Here is a 25,293-nt window from a genome sequence, read left to right on the forward strand (position 1 = left end):
CTGACCTCCGTTATCCTCAATCGGGAAGGTTGAGTCTGCCGGCGGCTCCGAGGCGGGCCAGAACGGGCGGTGAAAAGGGGCGGCCCGCCCATTCCATCACGCTCTGGCGAAAAGTCTGCCGTTCCTCATCCGAGGCGAACACTCTCGCCGGCCACGGATGGGCGACTATCTTGGACATCCAGAAATAGAACGTTCCGTCGTCCTCTTCGAGGGCATAGAGCGAGTCCCACGTGCAGGTGACCGTCTGTCCCAGCACCGTGTAGCAAATTCCATTTCTGTCCACGGTCGACTCGACAGGCTTGCCGATTACGCCGAACCTGGTCAGTCGTCGACGATACATGAACCGCAGAAGCTGCCGGGCAGGATTGAGCAGGAGAACTGCAAGGAGCACGCAAACAACGACCGACGCACCGATATAGATGGTCGACGTCACCACGTCGCCTTCCCGCCACCTATCGAAATTCAGGATCAGCGCGACGAAAAGTGCAACGGCTCCCACTGCTGCCACGGTCGGGCCGAGCGGCAGCAACTGGCGCGTCGCATGCTGGATATCGAGATGGTCGTCGAGGTTCAACTGGAAGGATTTGTGGAAGCCGGGTCTATTGGCAGAAGGCCAGATTTTCGGAACGGAGCTGGGGTGACGCTCGGACATGGCTCAACCTTCCCGTATTGAGAGCGCGGAACTCGATCCTGAGTTTAGTACCGACGACCCTTTTTTACGTCAACAAGGCGCAATGACCGGCCCGAACCACCCCATTCGCCTTAAAGCTTCGGCTCCTCCTGAAGCAGTCCCTCGACAAAGTCGAACAGTCCGTATCGGCGGTCCCGCCGGATCCGCTCCGCCTTGACGATGCAGCTGACATAACCGAAAGCCTCGTCAAGATCGTCATTGACGATCACGTAGTCGTATTCCCGCCAGTGCTCGATCTCGGCGCGGGAATTCAGGAGCCGCGTGCGGATGACCTCTTCGGAATCTTCGGCGCGGCGGTGCAGACGCGACTGCAGTTCCGTCATCGACGGCGGCAGTACGAAGATCGACACCACGTCCGCTTTCATCTTCTCCTGCAATTGCAGCGCGCCCTGCCAGTCGATGTCGAACAGCATGTCGCGGCCTTCCGCCATTGCCTGCTCGACCGGCTCGCGCGGCGTGCCGTAGAAATTGCCGTGAACCTCGGCCCATTCAAGCAGGTCGCCCGCATCCCGCATCCGTTCGAACTGATGGACGCTGATGAAGTGATAGTGCTTGCCGGCGATCTCGCTCGGCCGCTTTGCGCGCGTCGTGACGCTGACGGATATTTCGAGGCTCCGGTCTTCGTCCAGCAGGTTTCGCGCAATCGTCGATTTGCCGGCGCCGGAGGGCGAAGAGAGGACCAGCATCAGCCCGCGGCGGGCGATCTTCACGGGCGGGGACGAATTGCCCTTGGACGATTGGGCCGGGCTCATGAACTACTCCAAATTCTGGACCTGTTCGCGGAACTGGTCGATGACGACTTTCAATTCGATACCTGCCGCGGTTACAGCAGCGGCGTTGGATTTGGAACAGATCGTATTCGATTCCCGGTTAAATTCCTGTGCAAGGAAATCGAGGCGTCGTCCTACAGGCCCGCCCTTATCGATCAGCTCGTTCGCCGCGGCGACATGGGCCTTCAGCCGGTCGATCTCCTCGCGAAGATCGGCCTTGGTGGCGAGAAGGGCCGCCTCCGCATGCAAGCGGTCGCGATCGAGCGTCGGCGCCTCCTGCAGGAGTGCTGCGAGCTGGAAGGACAGCCGCTTGGCGATCTCTTCCGTCGAGCGGGAGGGATCGGCCTCAACGACCGCTGCAAGTTCTGCGATCCGCTCGACATGCCCCTTCAGGACCGCAGCAAGAGCCGCCCCTTCTCCTTCGCGCATACGTCGGAGATGGTCCAGAGCCTCGCCGAGGCAGCCAAGGATCGCCGCGTCGCGGGCGGCGACCGCCTCCTCGCCCTCCTCGGCCTCCCGGATTTCCACAAGCCCGCGAATGCCCATCAGCGTATCCAGCCGCAGCGGAGCGGGGTCGACGACATCGCCGAGCTCCTTTCGCAGGGCAAGTACGGCGGCAAGCGCGTCGCGGTTCAGCACCGCCTCCACCTGGGTTTCGGTCACCGTCAAATTCAGGGTCGCCTGCAGGTTTCCGCGGGAGAACTTTTCCGAAATCAGCCTCCGCACGTCCGGCTCCAGCCGCTCGAGGCCCGGCGGCAGGCGCAGCCTGAGGTCGAGACCTTTGCCATTCACCGACCGTAGCTCCCACGAAAAGCGGTTGCGCCCGCTCGATCCTTCGCTGCGGGCAAAACCGGTCATGGACTGCAAGGTCATCGAACTCTCCAGGTGAACTGACGCGGGAAGCGGATCAATTGCTCTTCGGCGGCTTTTCCGCTTCTTCGCCATCCGGCTGGCCGTCCACGACGACTTCGGGATTGGCGGGGGCTCGATCAGCTTCTATCCTGCGCCAACGGCGGACATTGGCGTTGTGTTCCTCGAGCGTCGCGGCAAACACGTGGCCACCGCTGCCGTCGGCTACGAAATAGAGGTCGTTGGTGCGCCATGGATTGGCAACCGCCTCCAGAGCAGCCCGTCCGGGATTGGAGATCGGCGTCGGCGGCAGACCCTTGATCTGATAGGTATTGTAGGGGGTCGGCTTGGCGAGGTCGGACTTGAAGATCGGCCGGTCGCCCGGCTTTCCATCTCCGCCGAAAAGCCCGTAGACGATCGTCGGATCCGATTGCAGGCGCATGCCCTTCTGAAGCCGGTTCATGAAAACCGAAGCCACATGGGCGCGCTCGTCTTCCTTGCCGGTCTCCCGCTCGACGATCGAGGCCAGCACGACGAACTCTTCCTTCGTCTTGATCGGCAGGTCCGGATCGCGCCGTTCCCAGATCTGGTCGATCATCTTCTGCTGGGCGACGCGCATCTGGTGGATGATATCGGCGCGCTTGCTGCCGCGCGAGAACTTATAGGTGTCCGGACGCAGGCTGCCCTCCGGCGGCAATTCGGCTGGAAGATCGCCTTCGAGCACCGGGTCTTCGGCGAGCCTCAGCATCATCTGCCGTACCGTCAGGCCCTCGGGCAGGACGACGGAATAGAGGATCGACTTGCCCGATTCCAGCAATTCCATGATGTCCTTCATGGAGGCGCGGGCCTTGACCTCGTATTCGCCGGCCTTGAGCGTCGAACCGTCGCGCAGATAGGTGGCGGTCACGTAGCGGAAGACACGCGCGTCGGAGATGATCCCGTTGCGTTCGAGATTGCTGGCAATCTCGGCAACGCCCGTGCCGGGGCGGACCATGAAATGCGCGTTGGCTTCCAGCGGGCCGGGTTCCTGGAACGTCGAGATCATATAATAGAAGCCGGCGACACCCGCGATGCACACGAGAACCACCATCGTCATCACGAAATTCAGGAAGATGACGAGCTGGCTGCGCGCCTTCTTCGAGCGTCGCGGCGGTTCGGGCACACGTTCGGGCTTCAGTGCCTCGTTCGGCGACTTCGGAATGATAGGGCCCCTACCATTGCCGGCAGAAGGGTCACTCACATGATTCGTATCGCTCAACCGCGCCCCCCAAGAGACTCAAAACTTCGCCCGCTGTTTGGCCAAGCAATGCGGCAAAAAACAGGTCCAGAAGATGATATGCGCCGGCCTCGAAAGTCCAGCGGCATTTGCCACGACCAACTACGCGTCGTAACGGCGGAGCACCAGGGAGGCGTTCGTGCCGCCGAAACCGAAGGAATTGGAGAGCGCCACGTTGATCTCGCGCTTGCGTGCCTTGTGCGGCACGAGATCGATCGCGGTCTCGACATCGGGATTGTCGAGGTTCAGTGTCGGCGGTGCGATATTGTCGCGGATCGCCAGCGTCGAGAAAATCGCCTCGACCGCACCGGCGGCACCGAGCAGGTGGCCGATCGCCGATTTCGTCGAGGACATGGAAATCTTCGATGCCGCGTTGCCGACCAGGCGCTCGACGGCGCCGAGTTCGATCGTGTCGGCCATGGTCGAAGTGCCGTGGGCATTGATGTAATCGACATCCGACGCCGCCAGACCGGCCCGCTTCAGCGCGGCCGACATGCAGCGATAGGCGCCGTCGCCGTCTTCCGAAGGCGCGGTGATGTGGAAGGCGTCGCCAGAAAGACCGTAACCCACCACTTCCGCATAGATCTTTGCGCCGCGTGCCTTGGCATGCTCCAGCTCTTCCAGCACGACGATGCCCGCCCCCTCGCCCATGACGAAGCCGTCACGGTCGCGGTCATAGGGGCGCGATGCCTTTTGCGGGTCGTCGTTGTGCTGCGTGGAAAGCGCCTTGCAGGCGGCAAAGCCCGCAAGCGAAATACGGCAGATCGGCGATTCGGCGCCACCCGCGACCATCACGTCAGCATCGCCGAGCGCGATCAGGCGCGCTGCATCGCCGATCGCATGGGCGCCGGTGGAACAGGCGGTGACGACGGAATGGTTCGGGCCGCGCAGCTTGTGGCGGATCGACACCTGACCGGACACCAGGTTGATCAGGCGGCCGGGAATGAAGAAGGGAGAAATGCGGCGCGGGCCCTTGTCGCGCAGCGTGTAGCCAGCCTCAACGATGCCTTCGAGGCCGCCGATGCCAGAACCGATCAGCACGCCCGTGGCAATCTGGTCCTCGTCGGTCTTCGGATGCCAGCCGGCATCCTCCAGCGCCATGTCGGCCGCGGCCATGCCATAGATGATGAACGGATCGACCTTGCGCTGTTCCTTAGGCTCCATCCAGTCGTCGACATTGAAGGTGCCGTTGGATCCGTCACCCACCGGTATGCGGCAGGCAACCTTGGCAGGCAGGTCCTCGACCTCGAATTCCGTCACGACCCGGGCTGCGTTCTCGCCGGCCAGCAGACGCTGCCAGCTTGCTTCCGTTCCGCATCCAAGGGGAGATACCATGCCGGTACCGGTGATAACGACCCGTCTCATCGCCAGCGTTCCGCCTTAATTTCGCATGTTCTATTTGCTGAAACGGCCCGAGCAAGCGGGCCGTCGTCGGGATCTGCCTTGCAGGCGTTATCCCAGATGTTTGGGATCGATCAGGCCTGGGCCTTTTCGATGAACTTGACGGCATCGCCGACGGTCAGAATAGAATCGGCCGCGTCGTCCGGGATCTCGACGCCGAATTCTTCTTCGAAAGCCATGACCAGTTCGACGGTGTCGAGCGAATCCGCGCCGAGATCGTCGATAAAGCTTGCGCCCTCGACAACTTTGTCGGCATCGACGCCGAGATGGTCAATAACAATTTTCTTCACGCGTTCTGCGATATCGCTCATGTCGGTTTCCTCGACCTTTGTCTTTCCGAATGCCCGAATAGCATCCGTACCCTGTTTAAAACCTGCAGCCGCCGCCTCTCGACGCGGATGCCGGCAAACCCGTTCGCCCCTCGTCAGGTTCCAGTCATGCCGCGCTCACGCAATATGACGGCCCGCATTTCGGGGTGACTATTCACAGTCATGGCCCGCTTAACATGGTTTCCGTGTTCCGCAAAGCCAGAATTTGTTCCATTTCGCCGCCGCCAACAGGCGATTGCGACAGGACATGCAACGCTGCACCGCAGCCTAGATCATCGCCATGCCGCCGTTGACGTGAATGGTCTGGCCCGTGACGTAGCCTGCTTCGTTCGAAGCGAGATAAAGAACCGCAGCAGCGATGTCCCCGCCGGCGCCCATCCGCTTCATCGGGATCGCGCCCAGGATCGCATCCTTCTGCTTGTCGTTCAGCTTGCCGGTCATGGCGCTCTCGATGAAGCCGGGGGCGACGCAGTTGACCGTCACGTTGCGGGTGGCGATCTCCTGGGCCAGCGATTTCGAAAAGCCGATCAGGCCCGCCTTGGAAGCGCAATAGTTCGCCTGGCCGGGATTGCCGGTGACGCCGACGACCGAGGAAATGTTGATGATACGGCCATGGCGGCGGCGCATCATCGGATGGGTAAGTTCGCGGGTCAGGCGAAACACGGCCGTCAGATTGACTTCGAGCACCGAATCCCAGTCCGCATCGCTCATCCGCACGAACAGGCCATCCTTGGTGATGCCGGCATTGTTAACGAGGATGTCGACGCCTTCGAGTTCGGCTTCGGCCTTTTCGCCGAGCGCCTTCACTTCGTCGCGGTCTGAGAGATTGGCAGGAAAGATCTTGACGCGATCCCCGCCGAGATCGGCGGCCAATGCCTCGAGCTTCTCGACACGCGTGCCGTGCAGGCCGACGATGGCGCCCTGCTTGTGCAGCAGCCGAGCGATCTCTTCGCCAAGCCCGCCGGTTGCGCCGGTCACCAAGGCCTTGCGGCCAGTCAAATCAAACATGATCGAATCCTCTAGAGTCTCTTTCGTCAGCCAAGAATGGCAGCGAGCGCGGCATCGATATCGGCCGGCGCGTTGACGGCAACGCCGGAAATATTCTTGTCGATGCGGCGGGCAAGGCCTGTCAGAACTTTTCCCGAGCCGATCTCGTAAAGCGTCGTGACGCCATTGGCGCCGAACCACTCCACCGTTTCGCGCCAGCGCACCTGGCCGGTCACCTGGGTGACGAGCAGCGTGGCGATCTCATTGGCGTCGTAGACCGGAGCAGCGCGCACATTGGCGACGACTGGGACGACCGGGTTCTTCTTCTCGACCTTGTCCAACGCGTGACGCATCGCGTCCGCCGCAGGCGCCATCAGGTCGCTGTGGAAGGGTGCGGAGACCGGCAGCATGATGGCCCGCTTGGCGCCCTTTTCGGTAGCAAGCGCCGCAGCCTTCTCGACTGCCGCCTTGGAGCCGGAGATAACAAGCTGCCCGCCACCGTTGTCGTTGGCGATCTGGCAGACGCCATCCTGGCGGGCCTCGGCGCAGACCACTTCCACATCGCCATGTTCGAGGCCGATGATCGCGGCCATGGCGCCCGCGCCCACGGGCACTGCGCTCTGCATCGCGTCGCCGCGAATACGAAGCAGCTTTGCGGTATCGGCAAGCGAGAAGGTGCCGGCGGCGCAGAGTGCGGAATATTCGCCGAGCGAATGGCCAGCGACATAGGCGACCTTGTCGGCGAGCTTCAGACCGCGGGCTTCCATGACGCGCATGGCGGCAATCGAAACGGCCATCAGCGCCGGCTGGGCATTGGCCGTCAGCGTCAGCGTTTCTTCCGGGCCGTTCCACATGATATCGGAGAGTTTCTGGCCGAGCGCTTCATCGACCTCTTCGAAGACGGCGCGGGCTTCGGGATAGGCTTCCGCGAGGTCTTTCCCCATGCCGACGGACTGGCTGCCCTGTCCGGGGAACGTGAATGCGATGCTCATCGGTGGTTTCCTTCCCGTATGTTTTGCCTCTCCATTCACATTTGAGCCCGGAGTGTCAAGGGCGAGGCGGCTTTCGGGACCTTTTACGGCCCCTTCTCCCCTTGCGCTCTATCAAATCCTGCTTAGAGTGCCGCCGACTTTTCAGGACGGGATTTTACTCCATGCAATATAAGCGACTCGGACGAACGGATATCTCCGTATCGGAAATCTGCCTTGGCACGATGACCTGGGGTACGCAGAACTCCGAAGCCGAAGCCCATGAACAGATGGACTACGCGGTCGGCAAGGGCGTCAACTTCTTCGATACCGCCGAACTTTATCCGACGACGCCCGTGAGCCCGGAAACCTACGGCCGCACCGAAGAAATCATCGGCACGTGGTTCAAGAAGAGCGGCAAACGAAAAGATATAGTCCTTGCCTCGAAGGTTGCCGGAAGCGGCCGCCCGCATATCCGCGGCGGGCGCGACATTGGCGCCGAAACCATCCGCGAAGCCGTGGATGCCAGTCTTAAGCGTCTGCAGACCGACTATCTCGACCTTTACCAGATCCATTGGCCGAATCGCGGCACCTTCCACTTCCGCAACTCCTGGACCTTTGATGCCTCGGCCCAGGACCGGGAAAAGGCTCGGGCGGAAATCGCCGAAATCCTGGAAACCCTTGGCGCGCTGGTCAAGGAAGGCAAGGTCCGCGCCGTCGGCCTTTCGAACGAAAGCGCCTGGGGCGCGCTGAAATATCTGCGCCTCTCGGAGGAGAACGGCCTGCCGCGCGTCGCCTCGATCCAGAACGAATACAACCTTCTCTACCGGCAGTTCGATCTCGATCTGGCCGAAGTCGCCCACCACGAGGATGTCGGGCTGCTGGCCTATTCCCCGCTTGCCGCTGGCCTGCTGACCGGCAAATACCGGAATGGCGCAAGGCCCGCCGGATCCCGCGCGACGATCAACGGCGACCTCGGCGGCCGCCTGACACCTATGCAGGAACCGGCGGTAAAAGCCTATCTGGAGATAGCGGGAAAACATGGCCTCGACCCCGCCCAGATGGCGCTCGCCTTCTGCCTGTCGCGACCCTTCACGGCCTCCGTCATCATCGGCGCGACGACGATGGAGCAGATCAAGACCGATATCGGTTCGGCGGATGTCAAGCTATCCGACGACGTGATGCAGGAGATCGCTGCGATCCATCGGCAGTATCCGATGACGCTATAGCAATGCCCCGGCCGGAGGACGTCTACCTCCAATGGGCAACTTGCTCCGGCCCCGAAAAAGGCAGCTAATCGGGCTTCTCCATACTTGGAGCGATGCGCTGAAGCCATGCAATCCGTTGTTTACCGAAGAGAGTTCATCCGGCGTCGGAAGCAACTTAAACTGACGCAAAAGGAACTTGCCTCGGAACTGGATCTGCCCTCGGACGAGCTGCGGAAGCTGGAAAGAGGCGATCAACCGGTGCGCAGGCTTCACCTTCTGGCACTCGACCAGCTCAGACTGGAGGCCGCCGTCAAGGATTCCGGCCTCGTCACCGCCGCGATGCTTTTGAATGCCGAGCAGCTTCTCGAAAGTGTCGGCTACCGGGTCATCCGAACTCAATGACAGCAACAAGTGTCGGGACCTCGCCGGTTTTTCAACACTCCCCTTGCCTTCCCGCCAAAAATCCGTATAAGCGCGCTGTTCGAAACACCCGGTCTTCTGGCTGGTGGCTGAACGGAGGGCTGGTTTTCCCAAACAGGAACGCCGCATGGACCAAAGGGGCCGAGCCTCCCGTGTCTCCGCTCTCGACCGTCTCGATCAAACAACTTTTCTTGCCGGGCCTTGCCCATCAAGAGCAGTCGTTGAGGCTTAGCCGCCGAGGTCCGGGTCCGTTCAACCGCAAGAAAAGGCAAAAGCTTACATGGCTCTTTACGAACACGTATTCCTTGCCCGGCAGGATATGTCCCCGCAGCAGGTTGATGCCCTCGTCGAACAGTACAAGGGCGTCCTCGAAGCTAACGGCGGCAAGGTCGGGCGCGTAGAAAACTGGGGCCTCAAGTCCCTCACCTACCGCATCAAGAAGAACCGCAAGGCTCATTACGCTCTGATGGACATCGACGCGCCGGCTGCTGCCGTGCACGAGATGGAGCGCCAGATGCGCATCAACGAAGACGTCCTGCGCTACATGACGATTGCCGTCGAAAAGCATGAGGAAGGTCCCTCCGCGATGATGCAGAAGCGCGACCGCGACGATCGTCCGCGCCGCGATGGCGACGACCGTGGCCCGCGCCGCGAATTCGGCGACCGTCCGCCGCGCCGCGATTTCGGCGACCGTCCGGACCGTGGTCCGCGTGAAGGCGGCTTCGAGCGCGCCCCGCGCCCGCCGCGTGAAGCGTAATTGGCTTTAAGGAGAAGAAAAAATGGCTGACGTATCCTCCTCTCCGGCTCGCCGCCCGTTCCACCGCCGCCGCAAGACCTGCCCGTTCTCGGGCGCCAATGCGCCGCGGATCGACTACAAGGACGTGCGCCTGCTGCAGCGCTACATTTCCGAGCGGGGCAAGATCGTTCCGTCCCGCATCACGGCCGTTTCCCAGAAGAAGCAGCGCGAACTCGCCCAGGCGATCAAGCGCGCCCGCTTCCTCGGCCTGTTGCCTTACGTCCTGGCGTAGTTTGAACTTCTGGACCCGCTGATCAAAAGTCGGCGGGTCCATGTCCCTTTCGCGATGGGCGCGGATCGGAAGCTTTCTCAATCCCATGTTGGGGATGAAGTGCCTGAGAAACAGATCCAGGCGTGATCCCCTAACTGCTTGACTGAGCAGGACAGCGAGACCGTGACGAACAAGATTCAAACCGTACTGCCGATCGGCATCATTGCCGGCATTGCCGCTACCCTGCTTGTGCTGGGTGCGAATGCGCAGTCGTCTTTTGCGTCGCTTCTCTATGCCGCTTCCGCGCTTCCCATCCTGATCGCCGGCCTCGGTTGGGGCAATCGCGCTGCCGTCGTCGGCGTCCTGACAGCCGCCGTGCTCGGTTCCGTCCTGGTCTCTCCGCTTTTTGCGCTCGCCATGGCGTTCTTCACGCTGATCCCCGCCGGCTGGCTTTCGCATCTCGCCAACCTGGCACGGCCGGCATCGGAACTCGGCGGCCCGGACCATCTGATGGCCTGGTATCCGATTTCGGACATTCTTCTGCATCTGTGCGGCCTCGTCACGATCGCCGTCATCGCGCTCGGGATCGCGATCGGTTACGGCCCGGAACTGACCGACCAGATGGTCGAGGCCATGATCGAAGTTTTCAAAGCCCAGGAGCCTGCCTTCACGGCAGATCCGTCCGCCATGGCGCAGACCAAGGCGATGATCGTGCTGATGCTGCCGCTGGTGCAGGGCGGCGTCTGGGTCATGCTGCTGTTTGCGGCATTCTATCTCGCCGTTCGCGTGGTTTCCCGTTCGGGCCGGGCGCTGCGTCCGCGCGAGGACATGCCCTCGGCGCTGCGCATGAACCGGCATGCCATCTTCATCTTCCTCGCCGGTATCGTGCTGACCTTCGTCGGCGGCGTGCCGGCAATGGTCGGCGCCGTGATCTGCGGCACGTTCGGGGCCGGCTTTCTGATGGCGGGCTTTGCCTCCGTCCATTTCCGCAGCCAGGGCAAGGACTGGCGCGTGCCGGTGCTCATTCTTTGCTACCTCTCATCCATGCTTCTCCTGCCGGCGATCGGCATCCTCCTGCTCGGCCTGTCCGACACGCGGCGGACGATCGCACTCACGCCGGCGAAGTCTCCTGCCAATCCCAATGAAAACAAGAATTGACTGATCGAAAGGAACTCAACCATGCAAGTCATTCTGCTTGAACGCGTACCGAAGCTCGGCCAGATGGGCGAAGTCGTAAAGGTCCGTGACGGTTATGCCCGTAACTTCCTGCTGCCGCAGGGCAAGGCATTGCGCGCCAACGACGCCAACAAGAAGCGTTTCGAATCCGAACGCGCTACGCTCGAAGCCCGCAATCTCGAGCGCAAGGGCGAAGCCCAGAAGGTTGCCGAAGTGCTCGACGGCAAGTCCTTCATCATCGTCCGCTCGGCTGGCGAAACCGGCCAGCTCTACGGTTCGGTTGCCGCCCGCGACATCCTTGAGACGCTGGCTGCCGAAGGCTTCAACGTCGGCCGCAACCAGGTCGACCTCAACCACCCGATCAAGACCATCGGCCTGCACAAGGTGACGCTGCACCTGCATGCCGAAGTCGAGATTTCGATCGAGGTGAACGTTGCCCGTTCGCCGGAAGAAGCCGGCCGTCAGGCCAAGGGCGAAAGCCTCACCTCCGTTGATGCCATCTACGGCGTCGACGAAGACGCTCTGCGTCCGGAAGATTTCTTCGATCCGGAAGCCGATCGCGACAACGACGAAGAATAATCGTCATCGCTTTGCTGTTTCAGCCCTCGGCTCACGCCGGGGGCTTTTTCTTTTCCAGCCGATCGTCCGCGCTGCTGCGGCTCCGTCCTGGATTATGGCAACAATTTGTCGACCGAAGGTTGACAGGCGACGCACCCCTTCTCCATGTTGCTCGAAACAGGAAAGGGAGCATCCAATGACAATCAGAAAGAAGCTACTCGCAGTGGGCGCCGTCATCGGCCTCGCAGCGGCAGGCGCCGGTTTCGCGGTCGCCCAATCGCCGGCCTTTTTTCGCATCGGGACTGGCGGCACGGCAGGCACCTATTATCCGATCGGCGGACTGATCGCCAACGCCATTTCCGGTGCGGGAGACAAGGGCGTCCAGGGCCTCGTTTCGACCGCGGTCGCGTCCAACGGCTCCGTCGCCAATATCAATGCCATCCAGGGCGGCTCGATGGAATCGGGCTTCACCCAGTCGGATGTCGCCTATTGGGCGCATAGCGGCACCGGACTCTACGAAGGCAAGGGGAAGGTGGAAGACCTCCGCCTGATCGCTACCCTTTATCCGGAAACCATCCATCTTGTCGCCGCCAAGAACTCCGGCATCAAGTCGGTTGCCGATCTCAAGGGCAAGCGTGTCTCGATCGACGAGCCCGGCTCCGGAACGATCGTCGACGCCCGAATCGTGCTCGGCGCCTATGGTCTCACCGAAAAGGACATCAAGGCGGAGCATCTGAAGCCCGGCCCCGCCGGCGAGCGCCTGCGTGACGGCGGCCTGGATGCCTATTTCTTCGTCGGCGGCTACCCGACCGGCGCCATTTCCGAACTTGCTACCTCTTCCGGCATCTCGCTCGTGCCGATCACGGGACCGGAAGCGGACAAGCTGCTCTCGGAATACAAGTTCTTCTCGAAGGATACGGTGCCTGCGACCGCCTATCAGGGTGTGGCCGAAACGCCGACCATATCGGTTGCGGCCCAGTGGGTCACCAGTTCAAAGCAGCCCGATGACCTCGTCTACAACATCACCAAGGTGATGTGGAACGACGCAACGCGGAAGGCGCTCGACGCAGGCCACGCGAAGGGCAAGATGATCACGCTGCAGAACGCAGTCACCAGCCTCGGCATTCCGCTGCATCCCGGTGCCGAGCGCTTCTACAAGGAAGCCGGCGTCCTCAAGTAAGGCGATCATCTGCTGATCAATATGGCGGCGGTCGGCATCAGGCAGACCGCCGCTTTCCGTCTGGAACACAATAACAAGACAAACATATCAAGGGAAAAACGACATGGCCGCGGACAACGAGGGCAAGGTTGCTCCCATGGAGCTGGACGAGGCGAAGGCACGCGAACTGGAAGAGCAGTTCGATTCGGAAATCCGTTTCCGGCCGCTCGCGCCATTGACTGCCAGACTTGTCGGTGCGCTGCTGGTAGCGCTTTCGATCTTCCACTACTACACGGCCGGCTTCGGCCTTCTTTCGGAAGTCGTGCATCGCGGCATCCACCTCTCCTTCGTGCTCGGCCTGATCTTCCTAGTATTCCCGTTTTCCCGGAAGGGCTATGACGAGCCGGCGCAGTCGAGCCTTGTCCGGCCGCTCGGCATTTCGCTCTTTGATTGGGCGCTGGCGATCGGCGCCGTCGTCGCGGTTCTCCATGTGCCTTTCATTCCACTGGACGACCTCGCTTTCCGGGTCGGCAATCCAACCACGACAGATGTCGTTCTCGGCGGCCTGCTGGTGCTGGTGCTACTGGAGGCGACACGCCGTTCCGTCGGCTGGCCGCTGCCGATCATCGCCATCCTCTTTATGGCCTATTCCATCTGGGGCCCTGCGATGCCGGGCATTCTGGTTCACCCGGGCGCCACGTTCTCGCAGCTGATCAACCACCTTTATCTTACGACACAGGGTATCTACGGCATCGCGCTTGGCGTTGTAGCCACATATGTCTTCCATTTCGTGCTGTTCGGCGTCTTCGCCACCCGCATCGGGCTGGGACAGCTCTTTCTCGATTGCGCCGCCTGGGTTGCCGGACGTTATGCCGGCGGGCCTGCCAAGGTATCGATCTTCGGCTCGGCACTGTTCGGGATGATTTCCGGCTCGTCGGTCGCAAATACCGTTACCGTCGGATCGCTGACGATCCCGGCGATGATCCGGCTCGGTTACAAGCGGCCATTCGCCGCTGCGGTCGAAGCAGCCTCCTCGACCGGGGGGCAGATTACCCCGCCGATCATGGGCGCGGCCGCCTTCCTGATGATCGAGTTCCTCAACCTGCCCTATACGACGATCATCCTGGCCGCGATCGTGCCTGCCTTCATGCACTTCTTCGGAGTCCTCATCCAGGTCCATTTCGAAGCCAAGCGAAACGGCCTGCGCGGCATGACTCGCGAGGAGCTTCCCGATCTGAAGGCGGCGTTCAAGCGCGACTGGCCAACGGTCATTCCACTTGTCGTACTGATCGCCGTGCTGCTTTCCGGCTACACCCCCTATCTCGCCGCCTTCTGGGGCATAACGCTCTGCGTCGCCGTCGGCCTGCTCAATCCGCGCCGGCGCATGTCCTTGACGGAAGTGTTTGAAGGGCTGCGCGACGGCGCCAAATATGCGCTCGCCGTCGGTGCCGCTGCAGCCACTGTCGGCATCATCGTCGGCGTCGTGACGCTGACCGGCGTCGGCTTCAAGATCTCCTACATCGTCACCTCGACCGCCGCGCAGATGGCTACCTTCGTCGGCACGCTGATGCCTGCCGCCTGGTTCGGGCCGCAGACGCTGACGCTGCTCTTCACGCTCATCATGACCGGTGTCGTCTGCATCCTGATGGGTTGCGGCATCCCGACGACAGCGAACTACATCATCATGGCGACGATTGCCGCGCCGACGCTTGGGCTTCTCGGCGTCGAGCCGATCGTGGCGCATTTCTTCGTCTTTTATTATGGCGTTCTGGCGGACATCACCCCGCCCGTGGCGCTCGCGGCCTATGCGGCGGCGGGGATGGCCGGCGCCGATCCCTTCAAGACCGGCAATACAGCCTTCCGATTGGGACTCGGCAAAATCCTGGTGCCGTTCGTCTTTGTCTTCTCCCCGTCCCTGCTGCTCGTTACGAGCGGCTTCAACTGGAGCAACTTCCTTATTGCCTTTATCGGCTGCACGCTCGGCATCACATGCCTCGGGGCCGCCCTCTCGGGCTTCATGCTGGTGCGGACTGTGGCCTGGGAGCGATTGCTGCTGATAATTGCAGCAATATTGCTGGTCGTACCCGAATTGATTTCGTCACTGATCGGCGTCGCGCTGATCATCCCGGTCATACTTCGCCAGATCGCCGGCCATCGCCTGCAGCCGGCCTTGTAGCAAACCTCCGCTTGTTTGCGGAAGCCGGGGCAGCCCTTCGATGGTTCTGCCCCGGTCAACCCGGCCGCGATTCATGTCAAGAGGTCGCTGCGGCTTCGATTTCGCAGATCAGCGGCTCCTGATCCCCAATCCAGAACCAGTGATCGTCGCCCTCCTGAAGAAGATGCCGGGCCCCCGGAATTCTCTCGGCCATGTAGGCGGCCGCTTCGACCCTGACGGCTCTATCTCCCTTCCGATGCATTACCGTCGTCGGGACGGAAATCTCCGGGAGAAGGGCGCGGACGTCGACGTCGCGCAAAGCCGACAATACCGTCCGCATCGAACCCGGACTGGAGGCGGCGCGCAGCAGGCTGGCCCACCAGCGCTGCACGAGCGGGTCGTCCCTGACGCTCGGCGCAAATATCGACAGATCCACCGGCCCGCCCCATTCCTTCGTGATCCGTGCAAGCCATAGGTCGAACTGCTGCCGTTCCAGCGCGAACGGATAGTCGGGGCTTCTGCAGCCCTTGGCCATCGCTCCCCAGAGGATCAGCCGGTGAACGCGACTGGCGCAGCGAGCGGCAAAGAAGATGCTTCCCGGCCCTCCTTCGGAGGCCCCGACTATGATCGCCCTTCTGCTCCGGGCCGCGTCCAATACCGCCCCCATGTCCCGTGCGACTGCCTCCGGCGTCGGGCAGGCCTCGGCCCTGTCGGAGAGGCCGACGCCCCGCCGGTCGAACAGGATCACGCGTCCGGCTTTCGCGACACGCTCGATCCATCTGCGGCAATGCTCGTCCTCGAACACCCTTTCGACATGGGAGACGAAGCCGGGGACCAGCAGGATGTCGAGCGGCCCCTCCCCGACAGTTCTATAGGCCACATGCAGCCCGTCGACCGCCACGTATCGGACCGGCGAAACGGGAACGACAGACGGCGGAGCCGCAACCGCATGTAGATCCAGCAGGGCGCGTGTTTCCTTTGAGGGCGCAATGCCGAGGCTGCGCTTCAGCAGATCGGCGCAAAACTGATAATGCCGCCGCGCCGAAACGAGGTCGCCGCCCTCGGCGGACGCTCTAATGAGCTGGCGATGCGCAGCCTCGTTGAGCGGATCGCATTCCACCAGCCGACGAGCGAATATGACGGCATCCGGATAGCGTCTTTCATCGAACGCCGTCTGGATAAGCCGTTCCAGGGCATGCACCAGCCGCCCCTTTAAAGCTTCGCGACGGAAGAATATCCATTCCTCCAGCTCAGACGCATCATCGAGGTGGAACCCCTCCAGGAAATCGGCGGAATAGACCATCTCCGCCTCCGTGAAACGGTGCTGTGTCAGCAGGTCTTCGAAAACGACGACGTCGCAATCCACGGCGACGCGATCCGATAGGCGGATATTGACGCGGTCGCTCTCCACGACATCGATCCCGGCGGCCTGCCGGATCTTGTAGATGAGCCGCCGCAGCCGGGCACGAGAGGTTTCGCTGTCGGCCTCCGGCCATAGAAGAGCTGAAACCGCCTCCCGGGAGACCGGGCCCTTTGCCATAGCGATGTAGATGATGAGCGCCAGCACTCTGCGCTCCCGCAGCGCCAGCGCAGCGTCGTCAAAGCGGACATCCGGATAGCCGAAAAGACGAAGCCGCAATTGCAACGGCAGCTCGGCACTTGCCGCAACTTTCGTCATCGCACCCCCTCGCCAGGGGACGGTCAGGGGACTCCAGGCAACTAGGGTCCTCTCCGTCCGACAAGGCAACCACTATATGAAGAAAGGCTCGTCCAATGAATATCAATCACGCCAAGGCGCATTCTTCCACCCGCTTCGGCATTGCGGGTACTTCGATGATCAACGTCACCGTTCTTGCACACCGAGCGTCATTACGAAGGTCGTCCCGTTTGTGCCGGACCCCTGCATACCCGGGAGCAATCCCGGCACCCTGGATGCTTCTGCTTCCATCCCGATCATCCATGACTGCTGTCAACAACCACGAGCAAGAGGTCCGTGATGTGCAGTCTGTGTGAAAGAATATTTGGACCCGTCGGCCGGTTCGTCGTCACCAAAGCATGCGGGGCTCCACCGTTCAGGTCCATGCGCGAGCGTATGATACCGGTCGCGGCCGGGGACGTGCTCGAGATCGGTATCGGGTCGGGCCACAATCTGGAGCTCTACGACAGGGACAGGATCAGCACGCTGGTCGGCGTTGATCCGGATACGAAACTGCTGGCATTGGCTCACTGCAGGTCCTGTGACCTGCAGCGGGATGTCCGGCTGATTGAAGGATCAGCCGAGCAGTTGCCGGTGGAAACGCATTCGATCGACACCGTCGTCGCAAGCTACGTCCTCTGCACGATTCCCGATACGGAGACGGCGCTTGCCGAGATCAGGCGGGTGTTGCGGCCGCAGGGAAAGCTCATCTTTCTCGAACACGCCGTGGGGCGGGGAAATATCCTCCCGCATGTCCAGAGGAAGATGAATGCAGGCTGGCGGCTTCTTGCCGGCGGCTGCAATCTGGTCCGCGACCCAGTGTCCAGGATCACCAGCAGCGGCTTCGGTATAGAGTCCCTGATCGAAAATGACTTTGCGGGCCGCATGCGCTTCCTGGGACGCCATATCGCAGGGATTGCCGTTTCCAATACGCAATGATGCCTTGTCGCGAATCTGCGGAAGGCCTATTTTAAAAAGACCGTGGCGAGGCGGATGACCGTTTTGTCACGGTCAAATCATCTTGCTCGATTGGCAGCGCGTTATCCACAAACTCGAAGCGGGACTGTGGAGATCGTCGGATTCTGGAAATTATCTTCGGGCGGTCCGTTCATCCGCCGCAAACTGCTGTAGGATCGCGCCGATTCAAAAAAGACCTGATTGGGTAACATGCAGGACGTAGCACGCAAGCTGACGGCGATCAGCAACAAGGACGCGGAGCCCCACTACCGGGAAGCACCGAACAATATCGAGGCCGAACAGGCGTTGCTCGGAGCGATCCTGGTCAATAACGACGCCTATTACCGTGTCTCGGACTTCCTGAAGCCGGTCCATCTCCACGAGCCGCTGCACCGCAGGATCTTCGAGGTTGCCGGCGATATCATCCGCATGGGCAAGACCGCCAACCCGGTGACGATCAAGACCTTCCTGCCCGCCGACGACAAGGTCGGCGACCTGACGGTCGCCCAGTATCTCGCGCGCCTCGCCGCCGAGGCGGTGTCGATCATCAACGCCGAGGACTATGGCCGGGCGATCTACGATCTGGCGCTGCGCCGCGCGCTGATCACCATCGGCGAGGACATGGTCAACATCGCCTATGACGCGCCGCTCGACATGCCGCCGCAGACGCAGATCGAGGATACCGAACGCCGCCTCTTCGAGCTTGCCGAAACCGGTCGCTACGACGGCGGCTTCCAGTCCTTCAACGATGCCGTGGCACTCGCCATCGACATGGCAGGAGCAGCCTTCGAGCGCGACGGTCATCTCTCCGGCATCTCGACCGGAATCATGTCGCTCGACAACAAGATGGGCGGGCTGCAGCGCTCCGACTTGATCGTGCTTGCGGGACGCCCTGGCATGGGCAAAACCTCGCTTGCCACCAACATCGCCTACAATATCGCCGCCGCCTACGAGCCGGAAGTTCAGCCGGACGGCTCCTTCAAGGCGAGGAACGGCGGCGTCGTTGGCTTCTATTCGCTCGAAATGTCGGCCGAACAGCTCGCCACCCGTATCATTTCCGAGCAGACGGAAGTCTCGTCGTCGAAGATCCGCCGCGGCGATATCACCGAAGCGGATTTCGAAAAGCTCGTCGCCTGCTCCCAGATGATGCAGAAGGTGCCGCTCTTCATCGACCAGACCGGCGGTATCTCGATCGCCCAGCTTTCCGCCCGCGCCCGCCGGCTGAAACGCCAGCGTGGCCTCGACTGCCTGGTGGTCGACTATATCCAGCTGATGACCGGCTCCGGCAAATCCGGCGAGAACCGCGTCCAAGAAATCACCCAGATCACCACCGGCCTAAAGGCGCTCGGCAAGGAACTGAACGTGCCGATCATCGCGCTGTCGCAGCTTTCGCGCCAGGTGGAAAGCCGCGACGACAAACGCCCGCAGCTCTCCGACCTTCGCGAATCCGGCTCGATCGAGCAGGACGCCGACGTGGTGCTGTTCGTGTTCCGCGAGGAATATTATGTGAAGAACATGGAGCCACGCGACATTTCCGATCCGAAATATCCGGAATGGGAAGCGCATATGGACAAGGTGAAGGGCACGGCTGATGTGATCATCGCCAAGCAGCGCCACGGACCGACCGGCACCGTCAAACTCGCCTTCCAGTCGGAATATACTCGTTTCGCGGACCTCGCGGACCCGAGCTTCACGCAGTACGAAGAGCACTGATGGCGGCCGGCCTGCCTGTTTATTAAGCACCAGGAACCATGCATTCCTTTCGTAAGCTGCGGGTTCCCCGCGATTGCCGGCAATTTGGCTGTCGCTAATGCAATTGGCATGAGGATTGCTCTTCCTGTTTCCAGATCAAACAGGGGAGCATTCATGCAACGTCGAACCTTCATCTCACGCGCCTTGGCGGCAACCGCCGTTATCGCCGCCACTCTTGCAGGGCCGCTTCCGGCGCTTGCCGATGCGCTGGAGACTATCAAGTCCAGCGGCAAATTGCGCGTCGCGGTACCGCAGGATTTCCCGCCTTTCGGCAGCGTCGGCGCCGACATGACCGCGAAGGGCTACGACATCGATATGGCGACGCTGATAGCCGAAAAACTCGGCGTGAAGGTTGAGCTCGTGCCGGTGACGAGCGCGAACCGCATTCCTTATCTGCAGACCAACAAAGTGGATCTGGTGATCTCGAGCCTCGGCAAGAATCCAGACCGCGAAAAGGTCGTCGATTTCTCCACCGCATACGCACCGTTCTACAACGGCGTCTTTGCACCGGCAGGACTGGAGATTAAGTCCACCGAGGATCTGGCAGGCAAGACCATCGGCGTAACGCGGGGCGCGATCGAAGATCTCGAATTGACGAAAGTCGCTCCGGCAAGCGCCACCATCAAGCGCTACGAAGACAACAACGGCACGATTTCCGCCTTCCTGTCCGGCCAGGTAGAAGCCGTCGCGACAGGCAATGTTGTCGCCGCGGCTATTCTTGAACGGAACCCGCCCAAGCGTCCGGAACCGAAATTCCTTATCAAGAACTCGCCTTGCTATATCGGCCTCGGCAAGAACGAACCCGCTCTGCTCGAGAAGGTCAACGGCATCATCGCCGCCGCCAAGACCGACGGCTCGTTGAACAAGATCGCCGAAAAGTGGCTCGGGACTTCGCTGCCCGCGGATCTCTGATCTTTTTCCTCGGACTGCCGCCGCCTGTTTGCTTAGGCGGCGGACCGATCTACCGACACGGGCGGGCGCCATGCACTATATCTTCGATTTCGGCTGGATCTGGGACTACGGTCCCGTCATCCTGAAGGGTCTTTTCGTCACCGTCGAACTGACTTTGGTCGGCGCGGTGGCAGGCGTCTTTCTCGGGATCTTGTGCGCCTGGATCAGGACACTGGGGCCGGAGATGCTCCGCCCGCCGGTGGCGACCTATGTGGAACTGATCCGCAACACGCCCTTCATGATCCAGCTGTTCTTCATCTTCTTCGGCCTGCCGTCTGTCGGAGTTCAGCTCTCGGAACTGCAGGCAGCAAACCTCGCGATGATCATCAATCTCGGCGCCTATAGCTGCGAAATCATCCGGGCCGGCATCGAGGCTACGCCAAAGGGCCAGTTCGAGGCCGGCGCGGCGCTGGCGCTGAGGCCCCTGCAAACCTTCCGCCTCGTGATATTGGTGCCTGCCCTGCAGCGCATCTGGCCGGCGCTCTCCTCCCAGATCGTCATCGTCATGCTGGGATCGGCGGTCGTCTCGCAGATCGCCGCCGAGGACGTGACCTTCGCGGCCAATTTCATCCAGTCGCGCACGTTCAGGGCCTTCGAGGCCTATATGCTTTCCACCGCGATCTATCTGCTGTTTGCCATTGCACTGCGTCAATTGCTCAATCAGGTTGGCCGCTGGATCTTTCCGAAAGTGGCCGCCCGATGAGCGATTTTACGACCTGGGACATCCTGCGCAACCTGCTGCTCGCCACCCGCTGGACGCTGGTGCTGTCCCTCATATCCTTCCTCGGCGGTGGCATTCTCGGTCTAGCGATCCTGTTTCTCCGAATCGGAAAGTCGCCCGTCGGTCGGTATTTCGCACGCGGTTATGTGGAGCTGTTCCAGGGCACCCCGCTGCTGATGCAGTTGTTCCTGGCCTTTTTCGGTCTCGGCTTATTTGGCATCGACGTGCCGGCCTGGCTGGCGGCGGGCGCGGCGCTGATCTGCTGGACCGCGGCATTCCTCGTCGAAATCTGGCGCGGCTGCGTCGAATCCATCCCGAAAGGGCAATGGGAGGCAGGACAGAGCCTCGCCCTCAACCATTTCCAGCAGATGCGGCTGATCATTCTGCCCCAAGCGCTTCGGATCGCCATACCGCCGACGGCCGGCTTTTCTGTCCAGGTTATCAAGGGAACCGCGCTCACCTCTATCATCGGTTTTGTCGAACTGTCGAAGGCCGGCACGATCGTCACCAATGCCACCTTCCAGCCGTTCGTGGTCTACGGCTTCGTGGCGCTCATCTACTTTGCGGTATGTTTTCCGTTGTCGAAATTCAGCAAACATCTGGAACGCCGGTCTGCGGCCGCCTATGCGACCCGCTGACTGCCGTAGCCGCACAGGTCTTCGTGACTTTGCAGGAACAATAACGCGCTGGCTTCCCAAGTGGTCGCGAAAAGACCTCATTCGGCGTTTCCACCTTGACGTGAACGGATAGTTCAGGCTTGAGCCACAGCAGGACACACCGCCGCATGGAACACCGACCGATGACCAATCCCGATGATCCCTTCGCCGAAGCAGACGACTTCGAGATCGCGCCCGTGCGGCTGACGGTCGATCTCGGCGCGCTTGCCGACAACTGGAGGGAGATGGCGCGCCGCTCCGGCTCCGCCCGCACCGCCGCCGTGGTCAAGGCGGACGCCTATGGCCTCGGCATCGAGGATTGCGGCACGGCGCTTTATGAAGCCGGCGCGCGCGACTTCTTCGTGGCGGTGGTGCAGGAGGGCGTGACGCTCCGCACCTATGCGCCGGATGCGCGGATCTATGTGCTTTCCGGCATCTGGCCCAGCCAGGAGCAGCTGTTCTTCGAGAACGGCCTCGTGCCCGTGCTCGTCTCCGAAGAGCAGCTTGCTTTCTGGATGTCGGTCACCGCCGAACACGGCGATCATCCTTGCGCGCTTCAGGTGGATACAGGCTTCAACCGGCTCGGCATTCCGCTCGAGGACGCGATCGCCTTTACCGACGACGTGTCGCGGCCGGCGAGCTTTTCGCCAGTGCTGGTGCTGTCGCACCTCCATAGCGGCGACACGCCCTCCTCCGAGCTCAACCAGAAACAACTGGAATCCTTCCGAAGGGTTGCCGACGCTTTCGAAGGTATCGAAACAAGTCTTGCAGCCTCCGCCGGGATCTTTCTCGGCTCTGACTATCATTTCGATCTCACCCGGCCCGGCATTGCGCTCTACGGCGGGGAAGCCGTGAATGGCGGGAAAAATCCGATGCGACCGGTCGCCAAGGCTGAGGCGCGTATCATCCAGATCCGTGACGCGAAAGAGGGCGAGACGGTCAGCTATGGCGGCACCTATCAGCTTTCGCGCGACAGCCGGCTCGCCATCGTCGCCGCGGGTTATGCCGATGGCTACCTGCGTTCGCTTTCCGGTTCCGGGGTGCCGCTTCGCCAGAACGTCAAGGACGGCGCCTTCGGCTTCGTCGCCGGACGCAAGGTGCCGGTCGTCGGCCGCATCACCATGGATCTGACGATCTTCGACGTGACGGACGTTCCGGCAGCGGAAATCCGCTCTGGTGACTATGTCGAACTCTTCGGCCCGAACATGCCGCTCGACGACGTCGGCCGCGCGGCGGGCACGATCGGCTACGAGCTCCTCACCAGCCTGGGGCTGCGTTACGAGCGGCGGTACATCTATCCCGAATAACCGCAAATCTTCTTGCCAGTGAAGGGATTTCAAGATTAAAAGCATCTGTTCCGCTTTTGTTCTGCGCGGAAAACGTGACTATCGAAAGCGGCGGCTACTTCATGGCAAAACCCAAAACCCAATTCGTGTGCCAGAACTGCGGCACGGTGCACAACCGCTGGGCCGGCAAGTGCGACGGCTGCGGCGAGTGGAACACGATTGTCGAGGAAGATCCGATGGGCGGCATCGGCGGCGGTCCCGGCAAGGTGCCGAAGAAGGGCCGTGCGGTCTCACTCACTACGCTTTCCGGCGAGACTGAGGAAGCTCCCCGCATCCATACAGGCATTTCCGAACTCGACCGAGCGACCGGCGGCGGTTTCGTACGGGGCTCGGCCGTCCTGATCGGCGGCGATCCGGGCATCGGCAAGTCGACGTTGCTGATGCAGGCGGCGGCCGCCCTTTCCCGCCGCGGCCACCGGATCATCTACGTGTCCGGCGAAGAGGCCGTGGCGCAGGTGCGGCTGCGCGCCCAGCGGCTCTCAGCCGCCGACAGCGACGTGCTGCTCGCCGCCGAAACCAATGTCGAAGACATTCTTGCAACGATCGCCGAGGGCAAGCGGCCGGATCTCGTGATCATCGATTCGATCCAGACGCTCTGGAGCGATACGGCCGATTCGGCGCCCGGCACCGTCACGCAGGTGCGCACCGGCGTCCAGGCGATGATCCGTTTCGCCAAGCAGACGGGCGCTGCGATGGTCCTCGTCGGTCACGTCACCAAGGAAGGCCAGATCGCCGGGCCGCGGGTTGTCGAACACATGGTTGACGCGGTCCTCTATTTCGAGGGCGACCGCGGCCATCACTACCGCATCCTGCGCACGGTCAAGAACCGGTTCGGCCCGACAGACGAGATCGGCGTCTTTGAAATGTCCGATAAGGGGCTGCGGGAGGTGTCGAACCCGTCCGAACTCTTCCTCGGCGAGCGCAATGCCAAGGCGCCCGGCGCCGCCGTTTTTGCCGGCATGGAGGGAACGCGCCCCGTCCTGGTGGAGGTGCAGGCCCTCGTGGCGCAGACATCGCTCGGAACCCCCAGGCGTGCCGTGGTCGGTTGGGATTCGTCGCGGTTGTCGATGATTCTCGCGGTTCTGGAGGCCCATTGCGGCGTCAGGCTCGGCCAGCACGACGTGTATCTGAACGTGGCAGGCGGCTATCGCATCTCCGAACCGGCCGCCGATCTTGCGGTCGCTTCGGCGCTCGTCTCGTCACTTGCCGGGCTTGCCCTGCCCGCCGATTGTGTCTATTTCGGCGAAATCAGCCTCTCGGGCGCGGTGCGGCCGGTTTCGCAGACCGCCCAGCGGCTCAAGGAGGCGGAAAAACTCGGGTTTGCGGGTGCGATGCTGCCGGCCACGTCCGCCGAAGTGCCAAAGGGCGCGAACGGACGCTGGGTCACCATCGAAGACCTGCCGGACCTGGTGTCTCGGATCGCAGGTTCCTCGTCGAAGCTGCGCCAAACACCGGAAGATGATTGATCTTCCGTTAACAGGTCCGCTGTTGTATGACGGCTGCGAGACAGCGGGGGCTGTCGCGCATTCGGCAAGTCTGGAGTAGTTCTTATATGCCCATCACGATTTTCGACGGTATTGTCATCGGCGTGACGCTGTTTTCCGCCGTGCTCGCCATGGTTCGCGGCTTTTCGCGGGAAGTGCTGTCGATCGCAAGCTGGGTGGGCTCGGTCGCCGCAGCCTATTATCTCTATCCGCTGCTTCTGCCCTACGCCAAGAACTACACCACCGATGATCGCATCGCGATCGCCGCCTCCGCCGGCATCATCTTCCTGCTTGCGCTGATCGTCATCTCCTTCATCACCTCGCGTATTGCCGATTTCATCATCGACAGCCGTATCGGCGCGCTCGACCGGACCCTCGGCTTCCTGTTCGGCGCCGCCCGCGGCATCCTTCTTCTCGTTGTCGCCGTCGCCTTCTGGAACTGGCTCGTCGATGTGCGCTCGCAGCCGGAATGGGTCACACAGGCGAAGTCGAAGCCTTTCCTCGATACGCTCGTCGCGCGCCTCGAGGCGGTGCTCCCCGACGATATCGAGCCCCAGATCCGCGCCCGCATCCTCGGCCGCGAGGCGGCGCCCACAGAAGGCGCGCCCGCCCAGGAGCAACCACCGGCGGAAGATGCGCCGGCAACAAATAATTGACGTTATCTTGCGCTTGATGCAGCGCGAAACGTCACCATTTGTGGTATCATTCGCATAAAGTGCAAAACAGGCTGGGCTCGGGGAATTTTCTCCGGCCCGCCTTTCCATTTTCCGAAGGGA

At 61.8% G+C, this 25,293-nt stretch carries 25 protein-coding genes; 16 read left to right on the forward strand and 9 right to left on the reverse strand.

Translation table 11 applies throughout. The features are described from left to right. Positions 1-16 precede the first annotated feature (16 nt). The 8 genes from EDE09_RS09305 to fabD form a co-directional block, all read right to left on the reverse strand. Positions 17-652, reverse strand: coding sequence for a YcxB family protein (locus EDE09_RS09305; RefSeq protein WP_132409939.1), 636 nt, complete (start codon positions 650-652; stop codon positions 17-19). Between the two features lie 110 nt (positions 653-762). Then, positions 763-1,443, reverse strand: a complete 681-nt coding sequence (gene gmk, locus EDE09_RS09310) for a guanylate kinase (protein ID WP_132409941.1) — start codon at positions 1,441-1,443, stop codon at positions 763-765. Between the two features lie 3 nt (positions 1,444-1,446). Beyond that, complete coding sequence (locus EDE09_RS09315) at positions 1,447-2,334, reverse strand: YicC/YloC family endoribonuclease (RefSeq protein WP_132409943.1); 888 nt, start codon at positions 2,332-2,334, stop codon at positions 1,447-1,449. A gap of 34 nt (positions 2,335-2,368) precedes the next feature. Further along, positions 2,369-3,568 carry an endolytic transglycosylase MltG gene (mltG, locus tag EDE09_RS09320; protein WP_112801789.1) on the reverse strand — a complete coding sequence of 400 codons (1,200 nt, stop codon included), beginning with the start codon at positions 3,566-3,568 and terminating at the stop codon, positions 2,369-2,371. Positions 3,569-3,688: 120 nt separating this feature from the next. Further along, positions 3,689-4,951, reverse strand: a complete 1,263-nt coding sequence (gene fabF / locus EDE09_RS09325) for a beta-ketoacyl-ACP synthase II (protein WP_105373673.1) — start codon at positions 4,949-4,951, stop codon at positions 3,689-3,691. 110 nt (positions 4,952-5,061) lie between these two features. Continuing rightward, the gene (locus EDE09_RS09330) at positions 5,062-5,298 is read right to left on the reverse strand and encodes an acyl carrier protein (protein WP_003502080.1); all 237 of its coding nucleotides are present in this window, start codon (positions 5,296-5,298) and stop codon (positions 5,062-5,064) included. A gap of 285 nt (positions 5,299-5,583) precedes the next feature. Beyond that, positions 5,584-6,324, reverse strand: coding sequence for a 3-oxoacyl-[acyl-carrier-protein] reductase (gene fabG, locus EDE09_RS09335; protein WP_132409945.1), 741 nt, complete (start codon positions 6,322-6,324; stop codon positions 5,584-5,586). A 26-nt stretch (positions 6,325-6,350) separates the two neighbouring features. Beyond that, positions 6,351-7,295 (reverse strand): ACP S-malonyltransferase, encoded by a 945-nt coding sequence (gene fabD / locus EDE09_RS09340; protein WP_132409947.1) that lies wholly within the window; start codon positions 7,293-7,295, stop codon positions 6,351-6,353. A 161-nt stretch (positions 7,296-7,456) separates the two neighbouring features. Here fabD and EDE09_RS09345 point away from each other — a divergent pair, with 161 nt between their 5' ends. The 8 genes from EDE09_RS09345 (at position 7,457) to EDE09_RS09380 (ending at position 14,975) form a co-directional block, all read left to right on the forward strand. Further along, the gene (locus EDE09_RS09345; RefSeq protein WP_132409949.1) at positions 7,457-8,500 is read left to right on the forward strand and encodes an aldo/keto reductase; all 1,044 of its coding nucleotides are present in this window, start codon (positions 7,457-7,459) and stop codon (positions 8,498-8,500) included. 237 nt (positions 8,501-8,737) lie between these two features. Then, positions 8,738-8,881, forward strand: a complete 144-nt coding sequence (locus tag EDE09_RS28615; protein ID WP_245505101.1) for a hypothetical protein — start codon at positions 8,738-8,740, stop codon at positions 8,879-8,881. A 298-nt stretch (positions 8,882-9,179) separates the two neighbouring features. Beyond that, entirely contained in the window at positions 9,180-9,656 is a 477-nt protein-coding gene (gene rpsF, locus EDE09_RS09355; protein ID WP_105373678.1) for a 30S ribosomal protein S6, read from the forward strand. A gap of 22 nt (positions 9,657-9,678) precedes the next feature. Next, the gene (gene rpsR, locus EDE09_RS09360) at positions 9,679-9,927 is read left to right on the forward strand and encodes a 30S ribosomal protein S18 (RefSeq protein WP_105373679.1); all 249 of its coding nucleotides are present in this window, start codon (positions 9,679-9,681) and stop codon (positions 9,925-9,927) included. A 162-nt stretch (positions 9,928-10,089) separates the two neighbouring features. Next, complete coding sequence (locus tag EDE09_RS09365; protein WP_132409953.1) at positions 10,090-11,064, forward strand: DUF2232 domain-containing protein; 975 nt, start codon at positions 10,090-10,092, stop codon at positions 11,062-11,064. 21 nt (positions 11,065-11,085) lie between these two features. Next, entirely contained in the window at positions 11,086-11,661 is a 576-nt protein-coding gene (gene rplI, locus EDE09_RS09370) for a 50S ribosomal protein L9 (protein ID WP_105373680.1), read from the forward strand. 175 nt (positions 11,662-11,836) lie between these two features. After that, positions 11,837-12,820: a TAXI family TRAP transporter solute-binding subunit gene (locus tag EDE09_RS09375; protein ID WP_132409955.1), complete on the forward strand. Its 984-nt coding sequence runs from the start codon at positions 11,837-11,839 to the stop codon at positions 12,818-12,820. Between the two features lie 103 nt (positions 12,821-12,923). Continuing rightward, entirely contained in the window at positions 12,924-14,975 is a 2,052-nt protein-coding gene (locus EDE09_RS09380; RefSeq protein ID WP_132409957.1) for a TRAP transporter permease, read from the forward strand. Positions 14,976-15,051: 76 nt separating this feature from the next. Here the strand turns inward: EDE09_RS09380 and EDE09_RS09385 are convergent, their stop codons facing one another. After that, positions 15,052-16,632 (reverse strand): alpha/beta hydrolase, encoded by a 1,581-nt coding sequence (locus tag EDE09_RS09385; RefSeq protein ID WP_132409959.1) that lies wholly within the window; start codon positions 16,630-16,632, stop codon positions 15,052-15,054. A 402-nt stretch (positions 16,633-17,034) separates the two neighbouring features. Between EDE09_RS09385 and EDE09_RS09390 the strand changes: the two genes are divergently transcribed. The 8 genes from EDE09_RS09390 to EDE09_RS09425 all read left to right on the forward strand — a co-directional run bounded on the left by EDE09_RS09390 (position 17,035) and on the right by EDE09_RS09425 (position 25,173). Continuing rightward, entirely contained in the window at positions 17,035-17,589 is a 555-nt protein-coding gene (locus EDE09_RS09390; RefSeq protein WP_165924146.1) for a class I SAM-dependent methyltransferase, read from the forward strand. A 228-nt stretch (positions 17,590-17,817) separates the two neighbouring features. Next, positions 17,818-19,320: a replicative DNA helicase gene (locus EDE09_RS09395; RefSeq protein ID WP_105373685.1), complete on the forward strand. Its 1,503-nt coding sequence runs from the start codon at positions 17,818-17,820 to the stop codon at positions 19,318-19,320. Between the two features lie 153 nt (positions 19,321-19,473). Further along, the gene (locus EDE09_RS09400) at positions 19,474-20,271 is read left to right on the forward strand and encodes a transporter substrate-binding domain-containing protein (protein ID WP_132409963.1); all 798 of its coding nucleotides are present in this window, start codon (positions 19,474-19,476) and stop codon (positions 20,269-20,271) included. A gap of 70 nt (positions 20,272-20,341) precedes the next feature. Further along, positions 20,342-21,013, forward strand: a complete 672-nt coding sequence (locus EDE09_RS09405; protein ID WP_132409965.1) for an amino acid ABC transporter permease — start codon at positions 20,342-20,344, stop codon at positions 21,011-21,013. Next, a complete protein-coding gene (locus tag EDE09_RS09410; protein WP_132409967.1) occupies positions 21,010-21,669 on the forward strand; it encodes an amino acid ABC transporter permease in 660 nt (219 codons plus the stop codon). The genes EDE09_RS09405 and EDE09_RS09410 overlap by 4 nt, the downstream gene beginning before the upstream one ends. Positions 21,670-21,830: 161 nt before the next feature. Next, entirely contained in the window at positions 21,831-22,994 is a 1,164-nt protein-coding gene (gene alr / locus EDE09_RS09415) for an alanine racemase (protein ID WP_132409969.1), read from the forward strand. Between the two features lie 101 nt (positions 22,995-23,095). After that, entirely contained in the window at positions 23,096-24,499 is a 1,404-nt protein-coding gene (gene radA / locus EDE09_RS09420; RefSeq protein ID WP_112802239.1) for a DNA repair protein RadA, read from the forward strand. Positions 24,500-24,585: 86 nt separating this feature from the next. Then, positions 24,586-25,173 carry a CvpA family protein gene (locus EDE09_RS09425; protein WP_105373690.1) on the forward strand — a complete coding sequence of 196 codons (588 nt, stop codon included), beginning with the start codon at positions 24,586-24,588 and terminating at the stop codon, positions 25,171-25,173. Positions 25,174-25,293 lie beyond the last annotated feature (120 nt).

The organism is Neorhizobium sp. S3-V5DH (assembly GCF_004343065.1).
Lineage (GTDB): Bacteria > Pseudomonadota > Alphaproteobacteria > Rhizobiales > Rhizobiaceae > Neorhizobium > Neorhizobium huautlense.